Origin of the sequence: Rhizobium sp. YS-1r (genome assembly GCF_000757525.1) — a bacterium.
GTDB lineage: Bacteria > Pseudomonadota > Alphaproteobacteria > Rhizobiales > Rhizobiaceae > Neorhizobium > Neorhizobium petrolearium.
In genome coordinates this window covers 183,332-195,717 of record NZ_JPYQ01000009.1, presented here as the reverse complement: position 1 = coordinate 195,717, position 12,386 = coordinate 183,332, and the positions used below count along the sequence as shown (strand labels likewise).

Genomic DNA, 12,386 nt, shown 5'->3' with positions numbered 1-12,386 from the left:
TGGGGCCATTTTGCGCACGGGGCACAACATCGATCTGGCGGACTAGCAAGACGCCGACCGGCGCCTACACCCGCAGTCCTCGAAACGTTGCACCAACATCGTCAAGCTCCTCGAGCCTTAGCAAGGCGGTTGCCAGCTCCTCCCCCACGGCCTTCGAGATGACACCGTCAATATTGGCCAGGAACTTCTGCAGGTAGCCTTCACGGGGGATCGGATTGCGCCGGGTTCCCGGCATGTCGTCGATCGTATGGGTGAGTTCCCGTCCATCATTCAGACGGATCGAGACGCTGGCACGCGATCTGCTGATATCGGCGGCGGCGACCGGATCCGGGCGGTGGACGACCTTGTCGGCAATCGTATTGACCACCGGATCGATGAGGCTCTCAGGCGCATAGGCATGCTTGTCCATGTGGCCTCGAACCAGCGCCTCAGCGACGGTGTGCTGCAGGCTGATGCGGCCATGCCAACTCGTCTTTGGCCGACGTTTCTCCTCGACAGGTTCGCAGACGGTGGCGAAGGAACGGGGCATGATATCACAATAAATGACGTCGACATCCTGCGGTCTCACACTATGGGCCTCGCGAAGTGCGATGGTGGCAGCGATGAACGGGATCATCGTGTAGGCGCAGGGATGGGCCTTCGAGGCAATGTTCAGCACCTCCCATCGCTCGCCGAGCTCGTCGGTCAGGGCCGCGAAACGAAACTCGGTACCGGACTGGACATGGCTCTTGAACCAGCCGAATTTCCCCTCAAATACCGGGTGGGGACCGGAAATGCCCTGCCCCGCCAAGGCAATCGCGCGAATAGCCGCTGATGCCGCCATGCCCACGTGCAGGGTCTTGGTCGATGTCCCGTCCTCAAAAGAGGCAATAGACCCGGCCGACAAGCTGGCAGCCGTGCCGATCGCATGCATAGTCTGCTCGATCGAAAAGCGCCTGACACGCGCGAGCCCCCACACCGCACCAAAAACGCCGTAGACCGAACTTGGATGGAAACCGACTTCGTGCATCCTGACCGGCGAGATCATACCGAGACGGCAGAGAAGTTCGCTGCCGACCAGCACGGCCTCCAGAAGATCCTTTCCCGAAAGGCCGAGCCGTTCACATTCGGGCAGCAGGGCCGACAGCACGACACCGGTTGGATGAATATTGGACTGGATGTGAGTGTCGTCGAATTCGAGCACGCCAGACATGATGCCGTTAAGGAAAGCCGCATTGGCAGGCGTGGTCGGCGCGGCATCCATGAGAGAAAAGGCCTGCCCCCCGGCACCGTCGGATTCGGCAACGGCCCGCCGCGCGGCGGAAACGACGTCAAGCCGGCATGACGCGATCATCACACCAATCACATCGAGAATCCTAAGCCGGGTATTTTCCAAAACCGCCTGGGGAACGCTAGCGAGCGAAAAACCTGTCATCCATTCCGCAACAACTGCGCTTAAGGTCGGAGCGGAGAGACGTCTGTCGAGCATCGGGCAGATCCTTGTAGCTGATACCGAAAGCGATACGCACCAACCCGCTGGCGCGTATCGCGGCATCTTCGCAATCCGGTTGCCGGCAGCGGCTATTTCTTGCTGATATCCATGCTCTTCAGCAGTGAGCCGAAATAGGCATATTCGGCCTCGAGTTCCTGCTGGAGTTGCACGCCGGTGCGGAACCGCGGGGAAAAGCCTGCGCGGGTAAGGGCCGCGCGGAATTCCTGGCTCTCATCGGCATCCTTCAAAGCTCCTTCAATCATCGTGACCAGTTCCTGAGGCGTACCGGCGGGCGCCATGACCGCTTGCCAACCGCCGGTGCGTACATCCTTCAGCCCCACCTCCCGGAACGTCGGGACATCGGGGAAATCGGCCAGACGGGTCTCGCTGGGCACGGCGATCGGCACCAGCTTCCCCTCCCGCGTGGGCGGAATCACCATGGCGTCGATGACGAACTGCACGTCACCCGACAAGAGTGCCTGCACGGCCTGCGATGCGCCGCTATAGGGAATATGCCGCGCCTCGACCCCGGTGCTGCGCAGGAAATCGACCCCAATGATATGGCCGGTCGAGCCGACGCCGACGGAGGCATAGTTCAGTATGCCAGGATTGGCTTTCCCATAGGCCACGAGTTCCTCGTAGGTCTTGACGCCGAGCTCCGGCGGCACGCTGAGCATGCGGACCGATTCACTGATATTGGCGATCGCTACAAAATCCTTGAGAGGATCGAAACCGATCTGGGTGAGATGGGGCGCGGTGGTAAAGATGGCACTGCCGGCAAGCAGCAGCGTTGCCCCGTCCGGCTTGGCGCGGGCCGCTTTTTCCGTGCCGATCGTCCCGCTTGCCCCGCCGATGTTCTCGACGACGACCGTCGTTTTGAGGCGCTTGCTGATCTCCTCTGCGATCATGCGGCCGGTGATGTCGCCGCCACCTCCCGGCGCGTAGGGGACAATCATGCGCACCGTCGAAACGGGATATTGCTCTTCAGCAGAGACTCCGACTGCACTTGCCAGCGCGATCGCTGCCGCCACCAGGCCGTTTTTCATCCCCGTTGTCCAAACTACCATCGATTCCTCCTCACATCATGGTGTTATCTTGAACGCACAGTGGCAGCCGCTCTGAACAAATGCAAAATCTCGCCGGGTGCGTTCCGAGCTGCGAAATTCGCGATAAAGAGCGGCAGGCGGACCAAAGCGAACGCCTATGTCGTCGGGCAAAGGCCGGTCATGCCAGTTTCGTCTCGGCAGCCTCGGTCCTGCAGCGTCTGAAGAGCGCCGATCCGTCACGCTTCAAGGAGAACAGCCTTCGGACGGTGCAAATAGCCGTCAAGATTTGGCGCATGGAAATAGCTGGGCAGATCATACTCAATGGCGACTGGACGAAGTGCCCGCCCGTATCTCCATGCGCCGCGGCGGGCGGAGATACGGGCCATCTCAACGCTCTCAACCTCAGTAACATTATCGGGTGAGGCAATGCGGGCGGCCATCTCGCTCATCGCTTCGGGGGCGCCATGCTTTCCTCTTCTTCTGTGCGTTCAGACGGCAGCCTTCCGGCGGAACGGCGAACGATCCGGATCGGGGTCCGGCATCGCGTCCAGAAGCATGCGCGTATAGTCGCTCTTCGGATGATCGAATATCTCCGCGACCGGTCCCTGTTCCACCAGCTTGCCGCGATAGATCACGGCGACGTCGTCGCAGATATAACGGATGACGCCGAGGTCGTGGCTGATGAAGAAATAGGTGAGGTCGAGTTCTTCCTGCAACCGGTGCAGGAGATTGAGAACGTCCGCCTGGACCGAGACGTCGAGCGCCGAGGTGGGTTCGTCGAGGATCAGGAATTCAGGCCCGACGGCAAGCGCCCGGGCGATGCCGATACGCTGCCGCTGGCCGCCAGAAAATTCATGCGGATAACGGAAAAGATGCTCCGGGCGAAGGCCGACCTGCAGCAGCAGCTCCAGCACCCGCTCGGTGCGTTGGCGGGCATTAAGGTTCACCACGTCGCCATGGATGACCAGCGGCTCGGCGACGATATCATGGATCGTCATGCGCGGATCGAGCGAAGCGTAAGGGTCCTGGAAGACGATCTGCAGGCGCGATCTCAGGCGCCGCATCTCGAGCGGCGTCAGCTTGTGGATGTCCACGCCGTCGAACAAGACATTGCCCGCCGACAGCGTTTCGAGCCGCAGGATGCAACGCGTCAGCGTCGTCTTGCCGGACCCGGATTCACCGACCAGACCGAAGCTCGCACCTTTCCTGATCGACAGGCTGACATTGTCCAGCGCGGTAAAACCCTCGCCGCGACCGAAGAAACCCTGGCGCGGGCCGGGATAGTTTTTTGTGACGTTCTGGATATCGAGGATCATGCGGCGGTCTCCGGCATAAGCCCGTTCAGGCCCTTCAATTCACCGCGCTTGGTATGGGCGGTTGGCACGGAGTGCAAAAGCGCCTGGGTATAGCTGTGGCTTGGCCGCTTCAATACATCGTCCACCTTTCCTGCTTCGAGAATGCGGCCGCGATACATGACGGCCACGTGGCTGCAGATCTGTGCCACGACGCCGAGATTGTGGGTGATCAGCAGCACTCCGATATTGCGTTCAGCCACAAGATCATGGATCAGCCGCAGGATTTGCGCCTGCACCGAAACGTCGAGCGCGGTCGTCGGTTCATCGGCGATCAGCAGGTCGGGCTTGCCGATCATCGCCATGGCGATCAGTGCGCGCTGGCGCATGCCCCCGGAGAACTGGTGCGGATAGTCATGAATACGCTCGGCGGCCTTCGCAATGCCGACCTTTTCCAGCATCTCGACTGCCACACGTCGGGCCGCCTTCTTGAGATCGCCACGCGAGGCACCGGGATCGAGCCCGAGCACGGACGGGTCCGCATGGCCGGCATGCAGCGCCACGTCCACTAACTGCGTGCCGATCCGGAAGGCCGGGTTAAGGTTGGTCGTCGGATCTTGGAAGATCATGCCGATATGCCGGCCACGCAAGCCCCTCATCTCCCTGTCGGTCGCCTTCAGCACATCCTTGCCCTGGAACTTAATCGAACCGGCGACATAGCGCCCCGGTGGCGACGGAACGAGCCGTGAGACGGATAAGCCCGTCAGTGATTTACCGCTGCCCGTCTCGCCGACCATGCCCCAGATCTCGCCGCGCTCGATCTTCAGGTCGATGCCGTGGAGGATCTGCGTCTCGCCCTCGTAGCTCTTCATGGCGAGGTTGAGGTTCCTGATGTCGAGAAGCGTCATCGTGATCCCTCCCCTATCGTCGAGCCTTGGGGTCGAGCACGTCACGCAGCCCGTCGCCCAGCAGGTTGAAGGCAAGCACTGCCAAGAAAATCGCAACGCCAGGAGCCACCGCCGTCCACCAGTAATCCGGCATATAGCTGCGCGCACCGGAAAGCAGCGTGCCCCATTCCGGAATCGGCGGCTTCACGCCGATGCCGACGAAGCCGAGCGAGGCGACGGTCAGTATCGCGAAGCCCATGTCGAGCGAGGCCTTGATGACGATCGGCGAGACGATGTTCGGCAAGATGTGCCTGCCGAGGATGCGCGGCCAGTCGGCGCCGAGCGCATGGGCCGCGACGACGAACTGCTCTTCCTTCTTGACGATCACTTCGCCGCGCACGAGACGGGCATAGGCCGGCCACCACGTGATCGAGATGGCGATGATCATGTTCCAGACGCCCGTGCCGAGCGCTGCCGCCACGGCCATGGCAAGGATCAGGCTTGGGATGGTGAGCAGAAGATCGGTGATGCGCATCAGGATTTCGTCGATCCAGCCGCCGAAATACCCGGCAATGGCGCCGACGATCGTGCCGACGACGATAGCGATGAAGACAACGGCGAGACCGGAAAACAGCGAGACCTGTGACCCGACCAGCACCAACGAAAACATGTCTTGGCCGAGCGCATTGGTGCCGAACCAAGCCGTAGCCGACGGCGGCTGGAATTTCGCACCGGTATTCGTGCCGCCGACGACATGCTCGGGATGCGGCACGATCCACGGTGCGAGGATGGCGATGACGATCAGTGCGATGACGATCGCAAGGCCGATGATCGACAGCCAACTCTGGCGAAACCGATAGAAGGCGCGGCTCCAGTTTTCGAGACGCGCGGACTGGCTGCGCTCGGGTATGGCAATGGGGGTCATTTGCTCAGTCCTGCTCATGCGTAGCGTACCTTCGGGTTGAAGACGCCGTAAAGAAGGTCCACGACGAGCATGGTAACAAGATAGATGATCGCGATGATGAGCGTCACGCCGATCACCGGCATGAAATCCTGGGTCAGGATCGCCTGGGTGGCGTAGAGGCCCAGCCCCGGCCAGTCGAAGACCGTCTCCACCAGAACCGTGCCCCCGAGCAGCCAGGAGACGTAGAGGCCGATCACCGTCAGCGTCGAGGTCATGGCGTTCTTGAGCACGTATTTGAAGAGGATCAGCCGGTTGGAAAGACCGAGCGCCCGCTCGGTCATGACATAGTCCTGCTGCAGCACTTCGATCGTCGAGGCGCGCATCATCCGCATGATGGTGGCAAGCGGCGAAAGCGCCATGGCGATCGCCGGCAGTGCCAGATGTGAGAGCGCGATCTGGAACGCGTACCAGTCACCCGCGATCACAGCATCGATCGTATAGAGGCCCGTCACGTGGTCCGGCGGGCTTTCGATCAGTGGGTAGCGGCCGGACAGCGGCAGGATGTCCAGCCAGGCGGCAAAGGCCATCTGCAGGAGGAGGCCGAGGAAGAAACGCGGCATGGCGATGCCGCCGAGCGCCACCGTGCGGGTCGCATAATCAAGCGCCCCATTCTTGTAGACGGCCGTCAACAGACCGAGCGGAATGCCGATGACGACCGCAATGAACAGGGAGGCGAAGACGAGCTCTATGGTCGCCGGCAGATATTCCACGATGTCCGCGAAGACTGGACGACGCGTGAAGACCGACATGCCCCAATCGCCGGAAACGAGACCGGTCAGATAATCCCAGTATTGCACTGGCAAAGGCTGATCCAGGCCGAATTCGCGCTTCATCTGCGCGATCAGCTCGGGCGTCGCATTCGGACCCGCGGCAAGGCCCACCGGGTCGCCGGGCAGGATGCGTGCCACGATGAACAGAAGCAGGGTCAGGCCGAGCAGGACCGGTAAGAGCAGGACAAGCCTGCGCAAGATATAAAGCAGCATTCGCAAACTCCGGAGCGGCGGGCTTCCGTACCGAAAACCCGCCGGCGGCAAGGGTTCAAGCGATCGACAGCGGCCAGATTTCCATCGTGTTGGCGGCAACCGGGCTGAAAACATAGTCCTTTACGTTGTCGCGCATCGCAAACTTGCGCAGTTCGAGAATGCCGATGATATCGGGCGCATCCTCGACGATTACCGCCTGGAACTTCTTGTAGAGTTCGGCACGCTTGGCGGTATCGACTTCGGCGCGGGCATCCTCGATCAGCTTGTCGACCTCCGGGTTCTTGTAGACCGGATTCTGCCACTGCCCATTGCGCGAGGAATGGTAGGCGGCGAACGCGGTATTGTCCGGGTCGGCATAGTTGGGCGACTGGAAGATCGAGTAGAAGTCGACCATCGTCTCCGGCGAACGGGCCATCGCCACGGTGTCCGGCCAGGTCATGGCACGGATGTCGAGTTTGATGTTGAGTGCCTTCAGCGATTCCAGCATGATCAGGCACCAGCGGCGCTGGTTCTCGTAGCCGGCGGCGTGGTGTATGGAGAGCGTGATGCCGCCGTCCTTGTATTGCGACCTGGCGAGATATTCCTTCGCCTTCGCCATGTCCTGGTCATAGCCCTTCTGGTCCGGATCAAAGCCGAAGATGCCGATGGGCAGCGGGCTCTTCATCAATTGGGCCGGGCCTGCGGCATCCAGCATGCCCTGGTAGTTGAACGCGTAAGACACTGCCTTGCGCAGGTTCTTGTCCATCAGCGGGCCCTTGGCCGTGTTCATCTTGATGGTAAACGTGCGGTAGTCAGGTTCCATGATACGGACGACATGCGGCATGTCTTTGATGGCGTCCATGTCCTCGGCGAACATGTCGAGCGCGAAATGCACTTCGCCGCGCTGGAGCATCAGCCGGGCGGTCGAGGCCTCGCGGACGATCTTCCAGATCGCGCCGTCGAGATTGCCACCCTTATGCCAGTCGTTCTCGACGCGGCTCAGTTCATAAAGGTCGCCCGGCTTGACGCGTCCCATCTTGAAGGCACCCGAACCGGCCATGTTGGCGAGCAGGAAGGCTTGCCCGTCGTCAGTCCCCTTGTTGGCTTCGACGAGCTTGGAGTTGACGACGAACATCCAAGGCAGGACGGAGAGAAGCGGCGCGAAGGGCTTCTTCAGCGTCATCGTCACCGTTGTCTCGCCGGTCGCCCGGATGCTGTTTTCGTCGAGGATCCCCGACACCATCCAGGCCGGCCCCTTGGCAAGGCGCAGCAGGCGAGCAAAGGAATATTCGACATCCTTGGCGGTCACCGGCGTGCCATCATGGAATTTGGCATTTCCGTCGAGCTCGAATGTGTAGACGAGGCCGTCATCGGACTGGTTCCAGCTCTTGGCAAGGCCCGGCGCCGGAACCGATGGATTGTTCACCACGCGCACCAGCGGATCGTAGGTATTGCGGAACAGCCATTGCGGCGCGTAGCCGGTGGCCACATGCGGATCGAAGTTCGGAATGTCGACAGTGCTGGCGAGAACCAGGATCTTCCTGCCGGCCGAATTGGCGAGGCGGGGCATTGTCGCGGCGGCGGTCATGCCTGCAGCGCCGATCAGAAATTGACGTTTATTCAGATTGAGCATGTTCCATTCCCCTTTTTTTGTCTGCATTGCTTGTGTGGTCGTCCCTGAGAGGACACGACGTGAGCCAGTGACTACCGGCTCGCCGCTGGCGAAAGGCGGGCGGATGCCGCCAGCTCCTTTTTGCGCTTGCTGAGGCCATAGATAGCTTCGGCGGCCTCGGCGCTGACGTAGTCTTCCTCGACGTCCTCCTCGATCAGTTCTACCGACCGGTTTGCCGGATCGCCAAAGCCGGCGCCGCCGCCGAGCTGCAGCTCCACCACGCGATCGGTGCGGTCCACGACCAAGAGCCCGCCAGTACCGACATCTTCCAGCACATTGCCTTCCTCGTCGCGGACATAACCGTGCGACAGGAGGCCATTCTGACCGCCGAATAGGCCGGCGATCGGCGCGTTGACGCCTTCCGGCGAGACGAAGACGGTGACGGAGGTGCCGTCGTCATAACGCTTGGCGAGCCGGATGCGCGCGCCAAGCCCGCCGCGAAACTCGCCGGCGCCGGCGGAATCCTGAACGAAGCCCTTTTCGAGGATCACGACCGGCGAGCGGCTTTCCAGCATTTCGATCGAGGAGGTCGCCGCGGAGGTTGGCCACAGAACGGACGACTTCCCGTCCTTGGCGGAGCTGCCGCCCTGTCCGCCGCCAGAGAGCAGGTGGTCGTAGAAGATCTTGCCATCCGGGGTCTTGCCGTAGACGGTCAAAAGGCTTGGCAGACCGGTATGGGCGATGACCTTTTGCGGAGCGGCCTTGGAAAGCGCCCGAAAGATGTTCGGCGAAGTGTACCAGCCGGTGCGGGTGCGCAGGCTAACCGGGGCCGGCTTATTGCAGTTCATCACAGAACCCTTCGGCGCCTTGACAGTCAGCGGTCGGTAGCAGCCCGCATTGCCGCGCACCGAAGGCGTCAGCATGCATTTCAGCGGATAGGTCGAATGCGCCGTCGTATAGCTCAGCGTGCAGTTGATGCCGCCAAGCGGCACCTCCGGCGGAGCGCCTTCGAAATCGAGCTCGATCTCGTCGTCCTTGATCACCACCTTGACCGGCACGGTCATGTGCGTTCCAAGTGGATTATAGGAGATGGTCGAGGTGTGGACGCCGTTCGGAATGGCGCGGATCGCTTCGCGCATCGCTTTTTCCGAGCGGGACTGGACGACCTCGGCGAGCGCCTGGAGATCGGACAGGCCGTATTCGTCCATGAACGCCACCATGCGGCGGGCGCCGGTGTCGTTGGCGGCGACCAGCGAGCGGACGTCGCCGAGCACCTGATGGGAGTCGCGAATGTTCTCCGCCATCAAGCGGAAGAGGTCTTCGTTCTCGACACCCGCCTTGATGAGCTTCATCGGCGGGATCTGCAGGCCTTCTTCGTAGATTTCGGTCGCCTTCATGCCGTTGCGGGTGCCGCCGATATCGCCGACATGACCGACCGTGCCCATGACGGCGACGGCCTTTCCGTTCTTGAAGACCGGGGTCATGACTGCGATGTCGAACAGATGGCCCGCGCAGAGCCAAGGGTCATTGCAGACCAGAACGTCGCCCGGCTCCAGCGTATCAATCGGGTAGCGCTCCAGCGCCGCCTTGACCACCATCGGCAGGGTGAGGTTGAAGACCGGCATGACGCGGGCCGAATGGGCCAGCGTTTCGCCGGAGGCATCCAGGATCGAGCAGCCGAAGTCCTGGGATTCTGAGATGATCAACGAGTACGCGGTGCGGCAGACCGTGTGCCACATTTCTTCCGCCACGGTGACGAGGCGGCTCCACATGATTTCGAGCGCGATCGGATCGGACTCAATCCTCTCGATTGCTTCCGCCTTGGTCATCTGCGGGGTAACCAGTTCGATGCCCTTGCCGACTGTGGCGATCTTGATGCGCAGATTGCCGGCGGCATCGACGGTCAGCACGTCGCCGGGCGGCACGATTGTGGTCGATTCACGCTCCTCGATGATCGCCGGGCCTTCGACCGTCATGCCCGGCGTCAGCTTATAGCGGTCGTAGATGGCGGCATCGATGAAACCTTCACCGAAATAGCACTTGCGGCTTCCCTTGAGCGCGACGTCGCCCGAGGCAGCGATATCCGCCTGCTTGATGGAAAGCTGCGGGATCGCGCCGCTGGCGCGAAGGCGGAAGGAGAGGATTTCGAGTTCGGCTTCCACCGGAACGCGGGTATAGCGGGCGGCATAAACCTCTTCGAAGGACTTGCGGATGGTCGCATAGGCATTCGCATCAAGTTCGCCGGCCGGGATCGGCACGTTGATCTCGTGCAGCTGGCCGATCAGGCGCATGTCGGCGGTGCGTTCGAAGACGACGTCCTCGGGCTTGGCGCCGGCAGCAATGAGTTTGGCCTTGCCTTCTTCGGCAAGCTCACCGAACTCGGCATTCAGGGATGCCGTGTCGAGGTCGGCCGAAAGGCCCATCGGCCGTGAACGGACGAGATCGAAGGACAGCGGCGCCGTCAGGAAGCCGAAGGCCGAAGCGGCACCGCTGGCCTGCGGAATGATGACTTCGCCGACACCGAGAATGCGGGCGACACGGGCGGCAAACGCCGGGCCGGCGCCGCCGAAACCGATCATCGAATAACCGCGCGGATCCTTGCCCTTTTCGACCAGATGGATGCGGGTGGCGCTTGCCATGTTCTCGCCGACCACCTGATGGATGCCCCAGGCGGCTTCGACGGTGGAAATGTTGAGCGGTTCGGCAATCGTCTTCAGCGCCTTTTCGGCGGCATCGAGATCGAGCGTCATGCGGCCGCCGAGGAAGAAGGCCGGATCGTAATAACCGAGCGCGACGCTGGCATCGGTGACCGTCGGCTTGGTGCCGCCGGCGCCGTAGCAGGCCGGACCCGGAGACGCGCCGGCCGAATGCGGACCAACCTGCAGCAGACCGACTTCGTCGATCGCGGCGATCGAACCGCCACCGGCGCCGATCTCGATCATGTCGACGACCGGCGCCTTGATCGGCAGGCCGGAGCCGTTGCGGAAGCGGCGCACACGGCCGGCTTCGAGATAGGAGGCGATATGCGCCATGCCGTTTTCAATCATGCAGGCCTTGGCCGTCGTGCCGCCCATGTCGAAGGCGATGACGTTTTCCTGGCCGGCCGCTTTGCCGAACCATGCGGTCGCCAGCGCGCCGCCGGCGGGGCCGGATTCGAGCAGGCGGATCGGGAATTCGCGGGCTTCATCGACGGAGACGAGACCACCGGCCGAATGCATCAGACGGAACGCGCCGGTAAAGCCGCGGGCCTTCAGTTCTTGCTCGAAACGCTTCAGGTAACGGTCCATCAGCGGCTGCACATAGGCATTGGCGCAGGTGGTGACGAAGCGCGGATATTCGGAGATTTCGGCGACGACTTCCGAAGAGATGGACACCGACATGTCCGGATAGTGGTGCTTGATGATTTCGCGGACCCGCTTTTCGTGAGCGGGATTGCGGTAGGAATGCATGAGGCAGACCGCGATCGCTTCGACGCGGTCGGCGACCAGTTTCTTCACGGCGCGGAGGACCGAAACCTCGTCCAGCGGCTTGATGACGCCACCATCGGCGCCGATGCGCTCGGAGATCTCGATGCGGCGCGAACGGCTGACCAGCGGCTCGGGGAATTCGATGAAAAGGTCGTAGATGTCGTAGCGCTGCTCGGTACCGATCTCGAGAACATCGCGAAAACCTTCCGTGGTGATCAGGCCGACCGGGGCGCCCTTGCGCTCGATCACCGCATTCGTCACCAGCGTCGTGCCGTGAACGATCTCGGAGAGGTCTGCAACCGAAATTCCGGCTGCGTCGACCAGTTCTCCGAGACCGCCCAATGCGCCCTGGGAGGGATCTTTTGGCGTCGTCAGGCACTTGTGCAGGCGGATGGAAGCCGCCTTTTCGTCGAACAGGATGAAGTCGGTGAAAGTGCCACCGATATCGACGCCGGCACGGAAGCTCCTGGAAGTCTCTTGCATTCGTATGTTCCCCATAACGGATGGCCGAAGACGCGCAACGGCCCGATCAACGCCGTCATCTTCTCGCGGCGCGCATGGCTCATTCATCTCGGGTTCTGGGTGCCCGGCATGCGGATGGGTAAACCTTCCCCCTGCAGAGGGGATGGATCTAATGCCTGCCTGTTCCGCCGTTTTTTTAAGCATGAATTGTTTTGACATCTTT

General features: G+C 61.8%; 8 protein-coding genes. All 8 read right to left on the bottom strand.

From position 1 onward, the window contains the following. Window positions 1–64 precede the first annotated feature (64 nt). Entirely contained in the window at window positions 65–1,468 is a 1,404-nt protein-coding gene (locus tag JL39_RS10225) for an MmgE/PrpD family protein (protein ID WP_161784751.1), read from the bottom strand. Window positions 1,469–1,560: 92 nt separating this feature from the next. Further along, a complete protein-coding gene (locus JL39_RS10220) occupies window positions 1,561–2,538 on the bottom strand; it encodes a tripartite tricarboxylate transporter substrate binding protein (RefSeq protein WP_081952782.1) in 978 nt (325 codons plus the stop codon). 467 nt (window positions 2,539–3,005) lie between these two features. Next, the gene (locus JL39_RS10210) at window positions 3,006–3,833 is read right to left on the bottom strand and encodes an ATP-binding cassette domain-containing protein (RefSeq protein ID WP_052182797.1); all 828 of its coding nucleotides are present in this window, start codon (window positions 3,831–3,833) and stop codon (window positions 3,006–3,008) included. After that, the gene (locus tag JL39_RS10205; protein WP_037149354.1) at window positions 3,830–4,717 is read right to left on the bottom strand and encodes an ABC transporter ATP-binding protein; all 888 of its coding nucleotides are present in this window, start codon (window positions 4,715–4,717) and stop codon (window positions 3,830–3,832) included. The genes JL39_RS10210 and JL39_RS10205 overlap by 4 nt, the downstream gene beginning before the upstream one ends. 13 nt (window positions 4,718–4,730) lie before the next feature. Next, entirely contained in the window at window positions 4,731–5,621 is an 891-nt protein-coding gene (locus JL39_RS10200; RefSeq protein ID WP_037149352.1) for an ABC transporter permease, read from the bottom strand. A gap of 14 nt (window positions 5,622–5,635) precedes the next feature. Beyond that, on the bottom strand, window positions 5,636–6,643 hold the full coding sequence (locus JL39_RS10195) for an ABC transporter permease (RefSeq protein ID WP_037149351.1): 1,008 nt from the start codon (window positions 6,641–6,643) through the stop codon (window positions 5,636–5,638). Window positions 6,644–6,698: 55 nt separating this feature from the next. Then, entirely contained in the window at window positions 6,699–8,255 is a 1,557-nt protein-coding gene (locus JL39_RS10190) for an ABC transporter substrate-binding protein (protein WP_037149350.1), read from the bottom strand. A 71-nt stretch (window positions 8,256–8,326) separates the two neighbouring features. Further along, the gene (locus JL39_RS10185; RefSeq protein WP_037149348.1) at window positions 8,327–12,184 is read right to left on the bottom strand and encodes a hydantoinase B/oxoprolinase family protein; all 3,858 of its coding nucleotides are present in this window, start codon (window positions 12,182–12,184) and stop codon (window positions 8,327–8,329) included. Window positions 12,185–12,386: the final 202 nt, after the last annotated feature.

Coding starts and splice junctions, on each gene's coding strand:
- JL39_RS10205 (WP_037149354.1), bottom strand. CDS start 4,717: ATGACGCTTCTCGACATCAGGAACCTCAACCTCGCCATGAAGAGCTAC.
- JL39_RS10210 (WP_052182797.1), bottom strand. CDS start 3,833: ATGATCCTCGATATCCAGAACGTCACAAAAAACTATCCCGGCCCGCGC.
- JL39_RS10225 (WP_161784751.1), bottom strand. CDS start 1,468: ATGCTCGACAGACGTCTCTCCGCTCCGACCTTAAGCGCAGTTGTTGCG.
- JL39_RS10190 (WP_037149350.1), bottom strand. CDS start 8,255: ATGCTCAATCTGAATAAACGTCAATTTCTGATCGGCGCTGCAGGCATG.
- JL39_RS10195 (WP_037149351.1), bottom strand. CDS start 6,643: ATGCTGCTTTATATCTTGCGCAGGCTTGTCCTGCTCTTACCGGTCCTG.
- JL39_RS10185 (WP_037149348.1), bottom strand. CDS start 12,184: ATGCAAGAGACTTCCAGGAGCTTCCGTGCCGGCGTCGATATCGGTGGC.
- JL39_RS10220 (WP_081952782.1), bottom strand. CDS start 2,538: ATGGTAGTTTGGACAACGGGGATGAAAAACGGCCTGGTGGCGGCAGCG.
- JL39_RS10200 (WP_037149352.1), bottom strand. CDS start 5,621: ATGACCCCCATTGCCATACCCGAGCGCAGCCAGTCCGCGCGTCTCGAA.